15 protein-coding genes are annotated in these 16,735 nt (G+C 66.4%); 6 read left to right on the top strand and 9 right to left on the bottom strand.

Annotation, left to right across the window (positions count from 1 at the left end; translation table 11 throughout):
* The first annotated feature begins 125 nt into the window (after positions 1-125).
* The 5 genes from iscB to ACT6Y9_RS00770 all read left to right on the top strand — a co-directional run bounded on the left by iscB (position 126) and on the right by ACT6Y9_RS00770 (position 6,481).
* Entirely contained in the window at positions 126-1,433 is a 1,308-nt protein-coding gene (gene iscB / locus ACT6Y9_RS00790; protein ID WP_443743168.1) for an RNA-guided endonuclease IscB, read from the top strand.
* 85 nt (positions 1,434-1,518) lie between these two features.
* The gene (locus ACT6Y9_RS00785) at positions 1,519-2,247 is read left to right on the top strand and encodes a gamma-glutamyl-gamma-aminobutyrate hydrolase family protein (protein WP_443743167.1); all 729 of its coding nucleotides are present in this window, start codon (positions 1,519-1,521) and stop codon (positions 2,245-2,247) included.
* Positions 2,248-2,546: 299 nt separating this feature from the next.
* Positions 2,547-3,746, top strand: a complete 1,200-nt coding sequence (locus ACT6Y9_RS00780; RefSeq protein ID WP_295477445.1) for a hypothetical protein — start codon at positions 2,547-2,549, stop codon at positions 3,744-3,746.
* Between the two features lie 126 nt (positions 3,747-3,872).
* Entirely contained in the window at positions 3,873-5,048 is a 1,176-nt protein-coding gene (locus ACT6Y9_RS00775) for an amidohydrolase (RefSeq protein WP_295477443.1), read from the top strand.
* A 167-nt stretch (positions 5,049-5,215) separates the two neighbouring features.
* Positions 5,216-6,481, top strand: coding sequence for a hydantoinase/carbamoylase family amidase (locus ACT6Y9_RS00770; RefSeq protein WP_443743166.1), 1,266 nt, complete (start codon positions 5,216-5,218; stop codon positions 6,479-6,481).
* Between the two features lie 109 nt (positions 6,482-6,590).
* Here the strand turns inward: ACT6Y9_RS00770 and ACT6Y9_RS00765 are convergent, their stop codons facing one another.
* The 9 genes from ACT6Y9_RS00765 to smpB form a co-directional block, all read right to left on the bottom strand.
* Complete coding sequence (locus ACT6Y9_RS00765) at positions 6,591-7,247, bottom strand: LysE family translocator (protein WP_295477439.1); 657 nt, start codon at positions 7,245-7,247, stop codon at positions 6,591-6,593.
* 150 nt (positions 7,248-7,397) lie between these two features.
* A complete protein-coding gene (leuD, locus tag ACT6Y9_RS00760) occupies positions 7,398-8,015 on the bottom strand; it encodes a 3-isopropylmalate dehydratase small subunit (protein ID WP_443743165.1) in 618 nt (205 codons plus the stop codon).
* A 15-nt stretch (positions 8,016-8,030) separates the two neighbouring features.
* Complete coding sequence (leuC, locus tag ACT6Y9_RS00755; RefSeq protein WP_443743164.1) at positions 8,031-9,431, bottom strand: 3-isopropylmalate dehydratase large subunit; 1,401 nt, start codon at positions 9,429-9,431, stop codon at positions 8,031-8,033.
* Between the two features lie 2 nt (positions 9,432-9,433).
* On the bottom strand, positions 9,434-10,531 hold the full coding sequence (gene leuB, locus ACT6Y9_RS00750; protein ID WP_443743163.1) for a 3-isopropylmalate dehydrogenase: 1,098 nt from the start codon (positions 10,529-10,531) through the stop codon (positions 9,434-9,436).
* A gap of 116 nt (positions 10,532-10,647) precedes the next feature.
* Positions 10,648-12,258, bottom strand: coding sequence for a 2-isopropylmalate synthase (gene leuA, locus ACT6Y9_RS00745; protein WP_295477431.1), 1,611 nt, complete (start codon positions 12,256-12,258; stop codon positions 10,648-10,650).
* 264 nt (positions 12,259-12,522) lie between these two features.
* Positions 12,523-13,329 carry an ABC transporter ATP-binding protein gene (locus ACT6Y9_RS00740; RefSeq protein WP_443743162.1) on the bottom strand — a complete coding sequence of 269 codons (807 nt, stop codon included), beginning with the start codon at positions 13,327-13,329 and terminating at the stop codon, positions 12,523-12,525.
* A gap of 19 nt (positions 13,330-13,348) precedes the next feature.
* Positions 13,349-14,401, bottom strand: coding sequence for a FecCD family ABC transporter permease (locus tag ACT6Y9_RS00735; RefSeq protein ID WP_443743161.1), 1,053 nt, complete (start codon positions 14,399-14,401; stop codon positions 13,349-13,351).
* 35 nt (positions 14,402-14,436) lie between these two features.
* Positions 14,437-15,567, bottom strand: coding sequence for an ABC transporter substrate-binding protein (locus ACT6Y9_RS00730; protein ID WP_443743160.1), 1,131 nt, complete (start codon positions 15,565-15,567; stop codon positions 14,437-14,439).
* 80 nt (positions 15,568-15,647) lie between these two features.
* On the bottom strand, positions 15,648-16,157 hold the full coding sequence (smpB, locus tag ACT6Y9_RS00725; protein ID WP_295477423.1) for an SsrA-binding protein SmpB: 510 nt from the start codon (positions 16,155-16,157) through the stop codon (positions 15,648-15,650).
* Positions 16,158-16,341: 184 nt separating this feature from the next.
* On the opposite strand from smpB, the gene ACT6Y9_RS00720 reads away from it, so the two are divergent.
* Complete coding sequence (locus tag ACT6Y9_RS00720) at positions 16,342-16,668, top strand: RnfH family protein (RefSeq protein ID WP_295477421.1); 327 nt, start codon at positions 16,342-16,344, stop codon at positions 16,666-16,668.
* Positions 16,669-16,735: the final 67 nt, after the last annotated feature.

Genomic DNA, 16,735 nt, shown 5'->3' with positions numbered 1-16,735 from the left:
ACGGTTCGAGATGCAACGCCGGTCTGCAACATTGGCGAGGGGAGACCGCCTTCGGGCGGCGTCACGGGCTTCATGCCCGATTCAACCGTAAGGTTCATTTTTTCATGTCAACAACAGTCTTCGTATTGGACAAGAAGAAGCGGCCGCTGATGCCGTGCCGCCCCGCAAGGGCGCGGCGGCTTCTGCGGGCAGGCCGAGCAAGGGTGGCGGGGCTGCATCCCTTCACCATCCGTCTCGTTGACCGCACGCGCGGGGAGTCGGAGGTTCAGCCCGTACTCGTCAAGATCGATCCCGGCTCGAAGGAGACGGGCATCGCCGTGGTGAGGGAGGACGAAAAGAAGCACCATCATGCACTCGCGTTCTTTGACCTTGTGCATCGGGGAGCGGCCATTCGCGACGCCATGCAGGCGCGCAGCGCCTTCCGGCGCCGCAGACGATCGGCCAACCTGCGCTATCGAGCCCCCCGCTTCAACAACCGCCGGCGGCGAGAGAAGTGCCTGCCGCCGTCGCTGCAGCACCGGGTCGATTCCACCCTTTCGTGGGTGGAGCGGATCCGGCGGTTCGCCCCGGTGAGCGGCATTGCCGTGGAGGTCGTGAAGTTCGATACGCAGAAGCTCCAGAACCCGGAGATCTCCGGGACGGAGTATCAGCAGGGCACGCTCTTCTCCTACGACGTGCGCGAGTACCTGTTGGAGAAGTTCGGTCGGAAGTGCGTCTACTGCGGCGCAGAGAACGTCCCGCTCAACATCGACCATGTAGTCCCCCGTGCGGCGGGCGGTTCCGACCGTGTCTCCAATCTCGTCACAGCCTGCATTCCGTGCAATCAGAAGAAGGGCGCCAAACCGGTCGAGGCCTTCCTCAAGGGCAGGCCCGAAGTGCTCGCGCGGGTGAAGCGGCAGATCAAGACCCCGCTCAGAGATGCCGCCGCCGTGAATGCGACGCGGCGGGCACTCTACAGGGCGCTTCAGGCCACCGGCCTGCCGGTTGAGTCAGGGACGGGAGCGCTCACGAAGTTCAACCGGCATGTCTTCGACGTGACGAAGGAGCACTGGAACGATGCGCTCTGCGTCGGGCGCATCAGCGGCGTGCACATCCCGAAGAACCTCGACATCCTTCAGGTGCGGTGCACAGGGCGTGGATCCCGGCAGCGAACGCGCCTGACGAAATTCGGCTTCCCGCGCGGCTACCTGATGCGGCAAAAGCGTGTGCATGGGTTTGCCACGGGCGACATGGTGGAAGCCGTCGTTCCTTGCGGAAAGAAGGCCGGATTCTGGCGGGGCCGCGCTGCCGTCCGGGCATCGGGCTCCTTCAACATTCAGACGCTCAAGGGTGTCGTACAAGGCGTCAGTTGGAAATACTGCCGGTTGATTTCACTCAACGACGGATATGGGTATGCGTGGTTGCGCCCCACACCTCATTCCTCCCCTGCCTGAAGTCAGGGGTCTCCTGAAGTTTTTTTTTGACGAGGACGGCGCTTCCTCCCCTGTCTGAAGACAGAGGTTTCCGCGCCGATTTTCTATGAAGCCCATCATCGGCGTGACCGCGGCCCTGAGGCCCGAAAGCATCATCGGCGTGAGGAACCAGTACCTCGAGAGCGTGACGCGGGCGGGCGGGATTCCGGTGCTGCTCCCCATCACGGCGCCTGAAGAGGACCTGCGCGCGGTGTTCGACCGCCTCGACGGCCTCCTCATCACCGGGGGCGCGGACGTTGATCCCGCGCGCTACGGCGAGGAGAAGCGCCCCGAGTGCGGCGCCGTCATCCCCGAGCGCGACCGCGCGGAATGGATCTACGCGGGGCTCGCGATCGAGCGCGACCTCCCGACGCTCGGCATCTGCCGCGGCTGCCAGGTCCTCAACGTGGTCTACGGCGGCACGCTTTATCAGGACATCGAGACGGCGCTCGGCGTTCCCAGAGGCGTCCACGCCCAGGAGGCCGACTACGCCGTGACGACCCACGAGGTGGTGGTCGAACCGGGCACGCTCCTCGACGCCGTCGAGGGGCTCACCGAAGTGTCGGTCAACAGCAAGCACCATCAGGCGGTCAAGGACCTCGCCCCTGCGCTCAGGCTCGACGCGCGTTCCAAGGCGGACGGCATCATCGAGTCCTTCGACGACCCGACGAAGCGCTTCATGCTCGGCGTGCAGTGGCACCCCGAGATGCTCTCGCACCTGCGCCCCGAAGCGCAGGCGCTTTTCAACGCCCTCGTGAACGCGGCGGCCAGTCGCCCGCGCCGGGTGCGCAGCTGACGCGTCCTCCCGCCCGGTCCCTCCCTGAAGCCGTCTCGCCCCTGTCGCAGGCGGCTCGTTTCGTCCGCTCCAGCTCATGTCTACGGGCGAAGGGCGGCGGGCGTCCGCGTACCGCTCTTTCTCCCATCTAGATAAAACGCATTACATCGGTGCGCCGGAGTCATACACGCCGCAAATTTCCCGCCCCTGCAGGGGAAAAAGGAGCGTTTAGAGGAAGTTGCGGATCATAGAATTCCGGAAATGAAGTGCACGAGGGAAGCGCCCGGACGAGGTGCGGCGTGCATTTTCCGGAGATTCCAATGCTTTACAACTTCATGTCCGCCTTTGTGGCCTGCCTCGTGGTGGTCCTCATCGGCGACTGGCTTTCCAAGCTCACCCGCGGGTGGGTGCCCTCCGTCTTCATTTCGGCCGTGGTCATCCTGATCGGCTTCTGGACCTTCCTGCCGAAGACCATCGTCGCCGACGCGAAGATCCTGCAGCTCGGCTCCACGGTCGCGATCTTCCTCCTGATCGCCCACATGGGTACGCTCTTCTCCCTGAAGCGTCTCCTCGAGCAGTGGAAGACCGTGGTCATCTGCCTCGCGGGCTTGGTCGGCATGAGTGGCCTCGCCTGGGTGCTCTGCCCCTTCTTCATGGACAAGACCCTCGTGATTACGGGTCTGCCGCCGCTTACGGGCGGCATCGTCGCCACGACGATGATGCAGAAGGCCGCGCAGGAGGCCGGGCTCCATGAGGCCGCGATCTTCGCGATCTCGATGTACTGCATTCAGGGCTTTGCGGGCTATCCGCTCACCGCGATCTGCCTGAAGCGCGAAGCGAAGCGCCTCCTCGCCGAATACCGCGCGAACGCCGCGGGCGAGGGTGAGGCGGTGGACAGCCGCCGCACGGTCGCGGCCGCCCTGGCGCTCCCCGAAACGGAGAGGAAGGGTCCGCTCTCGCTCCCCGAATCCTGGAACACGCCGTTCTTCGTGCTCCTGAAGCTTGCGCTCGTGGGGTGGCTCGCCATCGTGGTGGGCATCCTCACGGGCGTCTCGGGCGCGATCTGGGCGCTGGTTCTTGGCGTCGTCGCCTGCCGCCTCGGCTTCCTTGAGCCCTCGGTGCTCGACAAGACGGGTTCGAAGGACCTGCTCTTCTTCACCCTGATCATGTTCATCTACTCGGGCCTTGCGGACACGACGCCCGACCTCCTCTTCGGCCTCATCGGCTCGATGTTGACGCTCCTCGTGATCGGCCTGGCCGGCATGGCGATCGTCGCCTTCTTCGTCGGCAAGATCCTGAAGATCTCGCCCTGGCTCGGCTTCGCCAACTGCCTCACGGCCCTCTACGGCTTCCCCTTCGACGCGATCATGACCGAGAAGATCTGCCACGACGAAGGCCGCGACAAGGCTGAAGTGGACTTCCTGATGAGCCGTCTCTTCCCGTCGATGATCGTCGGCGGCTTCGTGACGGTGACGATCACCTCGGTGGTGCTCGCGGGCATCTTCGTGAAGTTCCTCTGATCCATTTCCAAGTGAAGGCGCGGCTCCGCCTGCGCGCCCCGGGCCTGCGCTCCCGCAGGAGGCCGGACGGGCGAAGGGGAGCGACGCGCCTTCCGTTCGTTCCGATCGTTTGAAAGAGACAAAAAAATGACACTCCAAGACTTGATGGCGAAGTACGCCGACTACCAGGTTGAGATGCGCCGCCACTTCCATCGTCATCCCGAAGAGAGCGCGAAGGAGGTGAAGACCGCCGAGCGGATCAGAAAGGAGCTCGACGCGATCGGCGTGCCCTGGAGAGTCTGCGGCATGGGCACGGGAACGCTCGCCCGGATCGAGGGCAAGCTCCCGGGGAAGACCATCATGCTACGCGGCGACATCGACGCGCTGTCCGTCACCGAACAGACGGGGCTGCCGTTTGCGAGCGAGAACAAGGGCGTGATGCACGCCTGCGGCCACGACTGCCACATCTCGATGCTGCTCACGGCCGCACATATGTTGAACGACATCAAGGACCAGCTCAAGGGCACCGTCGTCCTCGCCTTCCAGCCGGCCGAAGAGATCGGCCGCGGCGCGCAGGCGATGATCGCCGAGGGCGCTCTTGAGGGCGTCGACGCCTGCTTCGGCATGCACGTCTGGTCGAGCGTCGAGGCCGGCAAGATCGGCATCCGCCGTGGTCCTGCGATGGCTTCGGGCGACCGCTTCAAGGTCACCGTGAAGGGCTTTTCCACCCACGGCGCGGAGCCGCACAAGGGCGTCGACGCCCTGGTCGCCGGGTCGGCCGTGGTGATGAACCTCCAGACGATGGTCGCGCGAGAATTCGCGCCGGTCGACACCGCCGTCGTGACGGTGGGCAAGTTCACGAGCGGCTCGCGTTGGAACGTCGTCGCCGGCGAAGCCGTGCTCGAAGGCACCACCCGCACCTTCCAGCCCGCGATCCGCGAGGCCTTTGAGGGCGTGATCACCCGCATCGCGAAGCACACGGCCGAGGCGATGCGCGCCAATGCTGAAGTCGAGTACGAACGCCTCGTGCCCGTGACCGTGAACGACCCGAAGGTCTGCGACGTCGTCGAAGGCGCCGCGAAGAAGATCTTCGGCGAGGACGGCGTCGTCGAACCCGACCGCACGATGGGCGGCGAGGACTTCGCGTACTTCCAGGAGAAGATCCCCGGCGCGATGGTGCTCCTCGGCGTCCGGAACGAAGCCTGCGCGGCGATCTACCCGCAGCACCACATGAAGTACACCGTGGACGAGTCCGTTCTCGTCAAGGGTGCGGCGCTGCACGTGCAGACGGCGCTCGACTTCCTGGGGGTGGAGCTCCACTAAAGGCGGGCCCGACCCGACGCACCCTCCCGGCCGGAACGGACGTTCCCGGACGGGAGGAAAATGAATGTCCCCGGGGATGCTTTGCGAAGAAACGCTCCGGGGTTTTGTTTTGCCGCTCGAGACGGCCGGCGAAGACCGGCTCTTCGGCGAGAGAGAAGAGGAAGGAAATGACGGAGAAGACGTTTGACGCGGTCTGCGGGCCGCGGGTCGAGAAGCTCTTTGCGGACGTGCGGGCGCTCTCGCATTCGGCCGCGCCCCTCACGGGCGTCACCCGCATCGGCTACACGCCGGTCGAAGACCGCGTGGTCGAATACTTGGCGGATCTCGGCCGTTCGCTCGGGCTCGAAGTCGAGATCGACCCTGCGGGCGACGTCTGGATGACGCTTCCCGGCAAAGACCGGTCGCTTCCGGCGGTGGTCTCCGGGAGCCACGCCGACAGCGTCGTGAACGGCGGCAACTACGACGGCATGGCCGGGATTGTGGCCGCCCTCTGCCCGGTCTTCTGGTTGAAGGCCCTGGGCGTCGAACTCAGGCGCGACTACCGCGTCCTCGTGATCCGCTGCGAGGAGCAGGGCTTGATCGGCACCAAGGGGATCCTCGGTATCCTGAAGCCCGAGGATCTGGACCGCCGGTTCGACGGCGCGGCGGTGCCGCTGCGCGAAGCGCTCCTCGAGCGCGGCCTGGACCCCAAAGCCCTGACAGGCGGGCGCCCCCTCATTGATCTCTCGAAGATCGCGGCCTTCTTTGAAGCCCACATCGAACAGAGCAAGAAGCTCGACGGCTCCAAGACCAAGCGTGTCGGGCTCGTCACCGGCATCCGCGGCATCCGCGTGCACCGCGCGATCCGCGCCCACGGCGTGCAGGCCCATGCGGGCGCGATCGACTATCCCTTCCGCAGGGACGCGGTGGCGGCCTCGGCGCGCTTCATCTCCAAGGTCCACGACGCCTGGGAGCACGAGCTCTCGATGGGCCGCGACCTCGTCGTGACCACCGGCGCCATCCGCACGCCGGACACCGCGATGTTCAACGTGATCGCCGGCGAATGCACGATGACCCTCGACATGCGCTCACTCGAAGACGAGACCTTCGCGCGGTTCTCGAAGAAAATCGACCGGATTCTCGACGACCTTACTGAGGAGACGGGCGTCGCCTTCACGATGGACCCGCCCGCGCTCATCGCGCCCAACCATTCGGACGCGAAGTTGGTCGAGCGCCTCAAGGCCGCCGCCGCCCGCCTTTCGATCGGCGTGCAGGAGATGCCTTCGGGCGCGGGTCACGACGCGGCGAACTTCGGCGCTGCGGGCATTCCCTTCGCGATGCTCTTCATCGCGAACCAAGAGGGCTCCCACAACCCGCGCGAAGCGATGCGCACCGACGACTTCCTCGCCGCCGCGCACATCCTCACCGACGCGGTGATGCACTTCGACGACTGATCGTCCCTCCCCTTGCGGACGAAGAAAAGCTCCCGGCGTCGCGGACGTGCGGGAGCTTTTCTTCTTTTGGGTGCGCGAGTGCTGTGAGCGGTGCGCCGTTGGATTTCACTCAGCTCAAGGGAGCGAGGACTGCCCCCGCCTTCACGAGCACCGACACGCCGAAGAAACAGAAGAGCGCGCCCGAGACGCGGTTCATGATGAGTGAGGCGCGGGGCGTTGAGAGGAAGCGCCGCGCCCAGGCGGCGGAATACCCGTAGGCGAGGTGGATCACGATGCCGCACCCGGCGAAGATCGCCATCAGCACGGAGGCGCGGGAAGCGTAGTCGTCCTCGGGCGAGATGAACTGCGGAAAAAGCGACACGAGATACACGAAGAGCATCGGATTCGTGAGTTGCAGAAAGAAGGCCGAGATGAAGAGCGAATAGTCGCTGTGCGGGTGCGCGGCCGGCTTCTCTCCGCCGCCGTCTTTCAAGGACGCGAAGCTCTTCGCGGGTGCGTGCCACGAGCGCCAACCGAGGTAGAGGAGAAGGAGCGCCGAGACGCCCTGGAGCATCGTGAAGAGGACGGGGGAGGCGGTCAGGAGGGCGCCCAAGCCCACCACGCAGAGGAGCGCGATCACGAAGGACCCGAGAACGTTCCCGAGGGGCGCCTGCCAGGCCGTGCGCATGCCGCCCCGCAGCGCGCTCGCCACGGTGAAGAGCACGCCCGCGCCGGGTGTGAGGACCGTGATGAAGGTGATGACGCAGAAAACCGACAGATCGTGCATGAGAAGCTCCGGAGGAGAAGCTTTGGCCCATATTGCACAAATATAGTGCGCCGCCGGCGTCCCTGAGGCGGCTCCGAAAAAGAGAGCGGCGGCGCCGGAAGGGATCCTGCGTCGCCTTTTGATTGCGGTCTGATGAGGTGGAATCAGGCTTTATTCAGCCTTCGGATGCGCCCTCCAGGCGGGCATCTTCGCCTCGTAGGCGGCGATCTTGTCCTCGTCCTGAAGCGTGAGGCCGATGGCGTCAAGGCCTTCGAGCATCATCCAGCGGCGGAAGGGATCGACCTTGAAGGTGAAGTGAAGATCCCCGGCGTCCACGGTCTCCTTCTCGAGGTCGACCGTGACCTTCATGCCGCGGTTGGATTCCAACGCAGCGAAGAGCTGGTCGATCTCGGACTGCTTGAGTTCAACGGGCAGCAGGCCGTTGCCGAGGGCGTTGTTCTTGAAGATGTCCGCGAAGGACGGCGCGATCACGCAGCGCAAGCCGTACTCGAGGAGCGCCCAGGGGGCGTGTTCGCGCGACGAGCCGTTGCCGAAGTTTTCCTGGGCGACGAGGATCCCCGCGCCCTTGTATTCGGGGAAGTTGAGCACGAACTCGGGATTGGGCTTCGTCTCTTCGGCGTCGAGCCACCGGTGGTCGTGAAAGAGGTGGTGGCCGAAGCCCTTCCTGTCCACGGCGAGGAGGAACTGCTTCGGGATGATCTGGTCGGTGTCGACGTTGGCGCGGTTCAGAGGAACCGCAACCGACGTGAAGACGGTGAATTTCTGCATGGCGTTTGGATTCCCTTAGAGATAGTCGCGGGGGTCGGCGATGCGGCCGGCGACGGCGGCGGCGGCGGCCGAAGCGGGGCTCATCAGGTGGGTGCGCGAGCCCCGGCCCTGACGGCCGATGAAGTTGCGGTTCGACGTGGAGGCGACGCGGCTCCCGGGTTCGGCCCGGTCGTCGTTCATCGCGAGGCACATCGAGCACCCGGGGAGACGCCACTCAAATCCGGCGTCGCGGAAGATCTGCGCGATGCCTTCGGCTTCGGCCATCTCGCGCACCACCGCCGAGCCCGGGACGGCGAGCGCGCGCACGCCCGGGGCCACCTTGCGGCCGCGCAGCACTTCGGCCGCGGCGCGGAAGTCCTCGATGCGCCCGTTGGTGCACGATCCGATGAAGACCGTGTCGATCGGCACCGTGGTCATCGCCTGGCCGCCCTTGAGTTCCGTGTAGGCGAGCGCGTTCTCGGCGCTCTCGCGGGCGACGACGTTCTCAAAGGAGTCGAGCGTCGGCACGCACCCGGTGATGGTGGTCGTCTGACCGGGGTTCGTGCCCCAGGTGACCTGTGGTTCGAGCTTGGAGGCGTCGAGCACCACTTCGGCGTCGAACTTCGCGTCCGGGTCCGAGGCGAGGGTCTTCCAGTACTCGACCGCTTCGTCCCAGTCCTTGCCCTTCGGCGCGAAGGTGCGGCCCTTGAGGTATTCAAAGGTCACCTCGTCGGGCGCGACCATGCCGACCTTGGCGCCCATTTCGATCGCCATGTTGGAGAGCGTCATGCGCCCCTCCATCGTGAGCGCGCGCACGGCTTCGCCCGCGAACTCGACGGCGTAGCCCGTGCCGCCCGCGGTGGTGAGCTTGCCCGCGATCGCGAGGATCAGGTCCTTCGCCGAGAGCCCCTTGCCCAGACGGCCGTCGCAGCGGATGCGCATGGTCTTCAGACGCTGCTGCTTGAGGGTCTGGGTCGCCATCACGTGCTCAACCTCGGACGTGCCGATGCCGAACGCGAGGGCGCCGAAGGCACCGTGAGTCGCCGTGTGGGAGTCGCCGCAGACGAGCGTGGTGCCCGGGAGCGTGAAGCCCTCCTGGGGCCCGATGATGTGCACGATGCCCTGGCGCTGGTCGCCGAGACCGTAAAGCGTCACGCCGAATTCGCGGCAGTTCTCAATGAGGGTCGTCACCTGCTTCTTCGCGAGCGGCATGCACGCTTCGAGCGTGGGGCGCTGCGTCGAGATGTCGTGGTCCATCGTCGCGATCATGAGGTCGGGACGGCGGAGCCTGCGGCCCGCGGCCTTGAGGCCCGCGAAGGCCTGGGGTGAGGTGACCTCGTGGATGATGTGGCGGTCGATGTAGAGGAGCGGCAGCTCGCCCTCCTTCTGCATCACGACGTGGGCGTCGTAGACCTTTTCGTAGAGCGTCTTTCCCATGATCAGGCCCCCTCGCGGATGCGGCGCACGACGGCGGCGCCCATCTCCTTGGTGTTCAGGGGTTCGACGCCGGCGGCGCGCGCGAGGTCGGCGGTGACTTCGCGCGCCTCGAGGGCGTCGACGACCGCCTTTTCAATGGCGTCGGCGGCTTCCTTTTCGCCCAACGAATAGCGGAGCATCATCGCCGCGGAGAGGATCTGCGCGACCGGGTTGGCGATGCCCTTGCCGGCGATGTCGGGAGCCGAACCGCCCGAGGGCTCGTAGAGGCCGAAGCCGCCTTCGCCGATCGAGGCCGACGGCAGAAGCCCCATCGAGCCCGTGATCATCGCGCATTCGTCCGACAGAATGTCGCCGAACATGTTGGAGCAGAGCATCACGTCGAACTGCGAGGGCTCGCGAATCAGCTGCATCGTCGCGTTGTCGATGTAGAGGTGCGAGAGCTCGACGTCGGGGTAGTCCTTCGCGACCTCCTCGACCGTTTCGCGCCAGAGGACCGAGGAGGCGAGCACGTTCGCCTTGTCCACCGACGTCACCTTCCGGCGGCGCAGCCGCGCGGCCTCGAAGGCGGCGACCGCGATGCGGCGGATCTCGCGCTTCGTGTAGCCCTCGGTGTCGAAGGCGCGGGTGTCCTCGCCTTCGCCCTCGCGGCCCTTCGGGGTGCCGAAGTAGATGCCGCCCGTCAGCTCACGGACGATCACCATGTTGAAGCCCTTCTCCGAGATGTCGGCGCGCAGGGGCGACAAGGGGGCGAGCCCCGGGAAGATCTGCGCGGGGCGCAGGTTGCAAAAGAGCTTGTAGCGCTTGCGCAGGGGCAGCAGGGCGCCGGCTTCAGGGCGCTTCGCGTGCGGCAGGTGGTCCCACTTCGGGCCGCCCACGGAGCCGAAGAGAATGGCGTCGGCGGCGTCGCAGGCCGCGATGGTGGCTTCGGGGAGCGGCGTGCCGGCCGCGTCGATCGCGGCGCCGCCCACGAGGGCTTCGGTGCGCTCGAGCGTGAAGCCGAAGCGTTCGCCCGCGGCGTCGAGAACGGCGAGGGCCTCCTGCATGACTTCGGGGCCGATGCCGTCGCCGGCCAATACGGCAATGCGGTGATTGCGGGTCATAGTTGTTCTTTCCTGGTCGAAAAACGGGGTTGCAAACCGGATTCGGATCCGTTCCGCCTGCAAGGGCGGAACGATCCGTCTGTTGAAATTCGGGAGTGGGGGGCGCCGGCCGGAGGTCAGGAAGCCGAGTCCGCCGCTTCGTGGGCGGCCTCCGCCGCGATGGCCTTGGCGGTGCGGCCCGGGCGCTTCTTTTCGGCGTGGATGCGCTTGGCGCGCTCGATGTTGTTGATGGCGCGCAGGAGCGCGAGGGCCGAAGCCTCGATCACGTCGGTCGAGAGGCCCATGCCGTGGAAGATGCGGCCTTCGTAGTCCACTGTCACGTCCACCTGACCGAGGGCGTCCATGCCGGCGCCGTTGGCGGAGATCTCGTAGCTCTTGAGCACGACCTTCATGCCCGTGAGGTGCGTGATGCAGTTGTAGATCGCGTCCACCGGGCCGTTGCCGATGCTCGACTCCGTGCGGGTGCGGCGGCCGACGCGCAGACGCACCGTCGCCGTCGGGATCGTGCCGAGCGAGCCGCTCATCACGTTCATCTGGTCGAGGTGGTACATGTCGTCCTCTTCATCGAGCTTCGTGAAGAAGATGAGGGCCTCCAGGTCGTAGTCGAAGACCTGGCCCTTCTTGTCGGCGAGCTTGAGGAAGCGCGCGTAGATGTCGTTCAGCTCGTAGTCGTCGTCGGCGTAGCCGAGCTTGCGCAGGCACTCGCGGATCATGTGGCGGCCCGAGCGCGCCGTCATGAGCATCGTGTTGCCCGAGAAGCCGACGGATTCGGGGGTGAGGATCTCATAGGTCTCGCGGTTCTTGAGGACGCCGTCCTGGTGGATGCCCGAGGAGTGCGAGAAGGCGTTGGAGCCCACGATCGCCTTGTGGGCGGGAACGGGCTCGTGGCAGATCTTGGAGACGAGCGCGGACGTTCTGGCGATGTTCTTCGAGACGATGCCGGTCGAGAGGCCGCCGAGGGCCTTCGAGCGGAGCTTGATCGCCATGGCGACCTCTTCGAGAGAGCAGTTGCCGGCGCGCTCGCCGAGGCCGTTCATGCAGCACTCGATCTGGCGCGCGCCCATCTGCACGGCCGTGATGGAGTTCGCCGTCGCCATGCCGAGGTCGTTGTGGCAGTGGACCGAGATGACCGCCTTGTCGATGTTGGGGACGCGGTTCATCACCTGCGTGATGATGCCGCCGAATTCGGTCGGGACCGTGTAGCCCACGGTGTCGGGGATGTTGATCGTGGTGGCGCCCGCTTCGATCGCCTCCTCCACCATGCGGCAGAGCTGGTCGATCGGGGTGCGCCCGGCGTCCTCGCAGGAGAACTCCACGTCGTCGGTGTACTGACGGGCGCGCTTCACGGCCGCGACGCCCATCGCCAGCACGTCGTCGAAGGACTTGCGGAGCTTGTCCTTCACGTGGATGGTCGAGGTGGCGATGAAGGTGTGTATTCGGAAGTGCTCGGCGACCTTCAGGGCCTCGGCCGCGACGTCGATGTCCTTCACCACGGCGCGCGAGAGCCCGCAGGGAACGGCGTTCTTGAGCGACCGGGCGATCATCTGCACCGATTCGAAGTCGCCCTGGGAGGAGACCGGGAAGCCAGCCTCGATGACGTCCACGCCGAGCTCTTCGAGCGCAAGCGCGATCTGAAGCTTCTGCCGCATCGAGAGGCTCTGCGGGAGCGCCTGCTCGCCGTCGCGCAGCGTCGTGTCGAAGATAACTACTCGGTCCGAAGTCGCCATTTTGTTCGTTCCTTTTCTTATAGGTCGGACGGAGGCGGGTTTGCGGAGCCCCGCGTCCGTTGAGGTGTTCTGGCCGCCCGCGCGCGGATCGCGGAGCAGTGTGCGAAACATACTACCGAGGTCCTGCAGCTGTCAAGAAAATGCGTCGGAAACACGCAAGTTACGTTTTACAACATGGTGAAATATATGGAACGAGCGAAATGAAATAGGCGTTTTTTGCAATATGAGCTGATCTGCAGAAAACCGGAAACTGCGAAAAGCGACTCACCCGGCCGGGTGGTGCGGCTCAGGCTCGACCGCGAGCACCACGGGGACCGTCCGCCCCTCCACGTCGAGCGTCCTCACCGCGACGTCGATTCCGAAGAGCGCCGTGAGGCGCTTTTGCGTGAAGAGCGCTTCGGCCTTCCCGAAAATGGGCGCCGCCCCCTTGGGCACGAGCAGTCCCGTCGTGGTGCGCAGCAGCGCGTGGGCGGGAAAGTGGGTGTTGAGGATCACGCCGAGCCCGGCGTCCACCAAGCGGTCGATTACGGAAAGCACGCCCGCCTGGTTGCGGAAGTCGAGGTTGCTCTCGGGTTCGTCGAGCACGAGGAGCTCGGGTTCGTCGGCCAAGGCCCGCGCGATCGCCGCGAGCTGCAGCTGTCCGCCCGAAACCTCCGAGCAGAGGCGGCCGGCGAGGCTGCGGATGCCGACGGTGTCGAGCGCTTCATCGACGAGCGCCCAATCGCGCGCACCCGGCGACGCGAAGGCGCCGAGCCGCGCGCTTCTGCCCAACACCACGAACTCCGCGATCGAGAGCGACGCGAGGTTCGGGAGCCGCGCCTGCGGCACGTACGCGACCCGCGACCAGAACGCACGCCGCGGCCAATCGGAGAGGGGCCTGCCGTCGAAGCGCGATTCGCCGGAACTCCAGGGCATGAGGCCCAAGAGACATTTGAGGAGCGTCGTCTTCCCCGCGCCGTTGGGCCCGAGGAGCGCGAAGACGCCCTTTCCGTCGAACGAAAAGTTGACGTCCCGAAGCACGGGCTCGCCCGCGCGGTAGCTGAAGGACCCGTTCAGGACTTCGCAGCGCATGTTCTTCTCCCTGTCGCCCTCACCCCAGCCTCGCGCTCGTGCGGCGCATGAGGAGGATGAAGACGGGCGCGCCCACGACGGCCGTGAGGATCGAGACGGGAATCTCGCTCTCGGTCATCGTGCGCGCGAGCGTGTCGATCACGAGCAGGAAGATGCCCCCGAGAACCATCGAAGCGGGCAGCACCCGGTCGTTGCCCGCGCCGAAGACGAGACGCGCGGCGTGCGGGACGAGCAGCCCCACCCAGCCGATCAGCCCGCAGAGCGACACGACCGACGCCGTCATCAGGGTGGCGGCGAGGATCACGGCGGCCCGCAGGAGCGGGACGTTGATGCCGAGGCTCGCCGCCTCCTCGGCGGGAAGCGTCGCCGCGTTGAGGCGCCAGCGGAGAAGCCAGAGGACGAGCCCGCCCGCAAGGAGGAGCGGGAGCCCCGTGAGGATCGAGGAGGTCGTGGCGCCCGTCATCGAGCCCATGAGCCAGAAGGTGATCGAGGGGAGCACGTCCTGCGGGTCGGCCGCGTACTTGACGAGGCTCACGAGCGCGGTGAAGAGGGCCCCGACCACCATGCCCGCGAGCACGATCATCAGGATTGAGCCGCCGCCGCCCGTGCGCGTTCTGCTCACGAGCACCACGAGCGCGATCGCTGCGAGCCCGGAAAGCACGGAGAGGCACTGAATCGCGAACGCCCCCCATCCCCAAAGGATCCCGAGGACCGCGCCGAAGGAGGCGCCCGTCGCGACGCCGAGCGTGTCGGGCGCCGCCAGAGGATTGGCGAAGAGCGCCTGAAAGGCCGCGCCAGAGGCGGCGAGCCCCGCGCCCGCGAGGAGCGCGAGAAGAATGCGGGGAATGCGCACGTCCCAGACGACGCTCGACGCGGGCGAGTGCGTCTGCGGGTGAAGAAGCGCCGAGAGGATGTCAGAGGCCGGAAGCCCATAGCGCCCGGCGAAGAGCGCCGCGAGGGAGGCCGCAAGGGCGAGCAGCACGAGACCCGCCATCACGAGGCGGAAGCGCCGCGTGCGCCGGCGCGCCTCTTGGGCGGAGTTGTGGGGGATGGCGGCGGCTTCGGGCTTCATGCGGATAGACCCTGTCGAAAAGCGCGGTGAAGCCCTCAGCGGCCCGACCTCACGTTGGTCGAGGCGTTCTTCGCGGCGCGCGCATCGGGCGAGAAGAGCCGATCGAGATCGGCTTGCGCAAGCTCAAGCCCGAAGCCCTTCCGGTAGTAGTCCTTCGCCCAGGCGCGGACGTCCACGTCGGCGAAGCGTGCGGGGTGAAGGGTCTTGGCGAGCCAGACGAGCGTCACAGGGGCGTCGAGCGACGGCGTGAAGGTGCGGTAGACGCCGAGCGGCATCTTGTGCACCGCCTTCTCGGCCACCGCCTTCACGTGCGACCAGTCGCGGCCGGCGTCGCGCCCCGCATAGAGGTCCGCGGGCGAGAGCGGCGTGAAGTTCGTGAGGAGCACCACGTCGGGGTTCCAGGCGTAGACGCTCTCCATCGTGACGGCGGCGTTGGCGTTCTCGGCGGCAATGCCGTGGGCGGCGTTCTTCGCGCCCGCGAGTGCGCACCAGGATTCGCCGAAGAAGCGCCGGCCGGAGACCACGAGCTGCCGCCCGTCCGTGCGCACGACGAAGAGCACCGAAGGCTTCTCCGACTCCGGAACGTCCTTCACGCGGGCCGCCACCAGGTCCGCCGCGCGCCGCATCTCGGACTTGAGGAATTCTCCCTTGGCCTTTCCGTCGGGGAAGACGGCTTCGAGAGCATTCACCCAGCCCGTGAAGGTTTCGACGACGTCGTAGCCCCACTTCGTCGGGCTCACGCCGAATGCCGTGAGGCCCGCCGCGCGCACGCGCTCGAGCATCCTGCGGTCCGGGGCGTTGACGAGGACGACGTCGGGCTTCAGGGCAAGGAGCGACTCGATGTTGAGGTTCGCCCCCTGAATGAAGCCCGTGGGCGTCTTGAGGGCGTCGGGGTAGAAGCGCCCCGTGAGTCCGCCCGCGGCGGCCGAAAGCGAGGCCGGGTGCATGCCCACGACGCGCTTGGCGTCGCCCGAGTAGACGACCGCGGCGCTCCCCAAGGGCAGGATGTTCGCGACGACGGCGCGCTCGACGTGCTCGGGGAGCTCCACCGCGTCGCCGTTGTCGTCCACCGCCGTGCGTGCGGCGGCCCCGCCGCCGCAGAGAAGCGCCGCTGCGAGTGCGGCCGAGAGGGCCCCGTTCATCAGGCGCCTGATTGTCTTCGACATGCTTTCCTCCGCCCGCGGCCCGCAGGGACCGCTTCAGTTCAGTTTCTTGTCTTGTTAATGGAGCGGCGCTCCGCCACCGGTCAGAGCACGTGCCGGCCGTGCGCGTCCTTCTTCATGATGCGCTCCTGCTCGCGCTTCCACTCCTTCTTGCTCTCGTCGGCGCGCTTCTCGAACTCGCGCTTGCCGCGGGCGAGCGCGAGGTCCACCTTCACGCGGCCGTTCTTGAAGTGGAGGTTGAGGGGGACCAGCGTGTAGCCCTGGCGCTCGACGCGGCCGATCAGCTTCATGATCTCGCGGCGGTGCATGAGGAGCTTTCTCGTGCGGTTCGTCTCGAGCGTCTCGTGCGTGCAGACCTGGTCGGCGGGGTTCATGTGCGCGTTGCAGAGGAAGAGCTCGCCGTTGCGGATGTAGATGTGCGAGAGGTTGATCTGCGCGCGGCCTGCGCGCACGCTCTTCACTTCCCAGCCGGCGAGGACGATGCCCGCCTCAAAGCGCTCCTCGATCGAGTAGTCGTAGGTGGCGCGCTTGTTGAGGACCTTCGGCGTGGCGCTCGCCTTCGCCTTCTGGTCCTTCGGATTGTTCTTTGCCATTTCTAGGCCTCTTTGTTGTGTTCGGTTCTCCTGCGGGTCCGCGTCTTCTTCAACTCGGAGCGGAGCCCGGGACGCCGCGGCGCTGCCGGCGGATGGCCGGGGGAGCGGCGGATCTTTGCGTCTTCTCTCGGAAATCGCTAAATTCTATCGGCTTTCAATTTTGCAGACGTTTTGAGGAAAAGGAATGAGGATCACGCTGAGCAAAATCTCAACGGACGGACGCACGACGCGCTCCCGGGAGCGCGAAGTCGACCTCCCCGACGGCGCGACGGTCGAGGAGGCGCTCGACGCCTTCAACCGCACGCTCCGTGAGGACGAAGGGATCTCGATCTTCGCCAAACGCGCGGAGCTCCTCGACGTGCTCCACGACGGCGACCGCCTCGAGATCGCCCCGCCCATCCTCGTCGATCCCCGGGAAGCCCGCCGCCGGCGCGCCGAGCGCCAGGGCGACGTGCGGGTCGTGACCTGCGGCCGCCATGGCGGCAGGCACCGGCTCGAGAAGGACATCTGACGCGCGGCTTCAGTTTTCTGCGGGCAGAAAAAACGGGCGCTCCCGTTGGAGGGAGCGCCCGAATCAC

Origin of the sequence: Sutterella sp., assembly GCF_052272535.1 — a bacterium.
Classification (GTDB): domain Bacteria; phylum Pseudomonadota; class Gammaproteobacteria; order Burkholderiales; family Burkholderiaceae_F; genus Sutterella.
Note: the sequence above shows the minus strand (reverse complement) of the source record. Positions and strands in the feature narration are given on the sequence as shown.

Excerpts from the sequence above, each read along its gene's own strand:
- ACT6Y9_RS00785 (WP_443743167.1), top strand. The coding sequence starts at position 1,519 with ATGAAGCCCATCATCGGCGTGACCGCGGCCCTGAGGCCCGAAAGCATC.
- ACT6Y9_RS00780 (WP_295477445.1), top strand. The coding sequence starts at position 2,547 with ATGCTTTACAACTTCATGTCCGCCTTTGTGGCCTGCCTCGTGGTGGTC.
- ACT6Y9_RS00775 (WP_295477443.1), top strand. The coding sequence starts at position 3,873 with ATGACACTCCAAGACTTGATGGCGAAGTACGCCGACTACCAGGTTGAG.
- ACT6Y9_RS00770 (WP_443743166.1), top strand. The coding sequence starts at position 5,216 with ATGACGGAGAAGACGTTTGACGCGGTCTGCGGGCCGCGGGTCGAGAAG.
- ACT6Y9_RS00765 (WP_295477439.1), bottom strand. The coding sequence starts at position 7,247 with ATGCACGATCTGTCGGTTTTCTGCGTCATCACCTTCATCACGGTCCTC.
- leuD (WP_443743165.1), bottom strand. The coding sequence starts at position 8,015 with ATGCAGAAATTCACCGTCTTCACGTCGGTTGCGGTTCCTCTGAACCGC.
- leuC (WP_443743164.1), bottom strand. The coding sequence starts at position 9,431 with ATGGGAAAGACGCTCTACGAAAAGGTCTACGACGCCCACGTCGTGATG.
- leuB (WP_443743163.1), bottom strand. The coding sequence starts at position 10,531 with ATGACCCGCAATCACCGCATTGCCGTATTGGCCGGCGACGGCATCGGC.
- leuA (WP_295477431.1), bottom strand. The coding sequence starts at position 12,258 with ATGGCGACTTCGGACCGAGTAGTTATCTTCGACACGACGCTGCGCGAC.
- ACT6Y9_RS00740 (WP_443743162.1), bottom strand. The coding sequence starts at position 13,329 with ATGCGCTGCGAAGTCCTGAACGGGTCCTTCAGCTACCGCGCGGGCGAG.
- ACT6Y9_RS00735 (WP_443743161.1), bottom strand. The coding sequence starts at position 14,401 with ATGAAGCCCGAAGCCGCCGCCATCCCCCACAACTCCGCCCAAGAGGCG.
- ACT6Y9_RS00730 (WP_443743160.1), bottom strand. The coding sequence starts at position 15,567 with ATGTCGAAGACAATCAGGCGCCTGATGAACGGGGCCCTCTCGGCCGCA.
- smpB (WP_295477423.1), bottom strand. The coding sequence starts at position 16,157 with ATGGCAAAGAACAATCCGAAGGACCAGAAGGCGAAGGCGAGCGCCACG.
- ACT6Y9_RS00720 (WP_295477421.1), top strand. The coding sequence starts at position 16,342 with ATGAGGATCACGCTGAGCAAAATCTCAACGGACGGACGCACGACGCGC.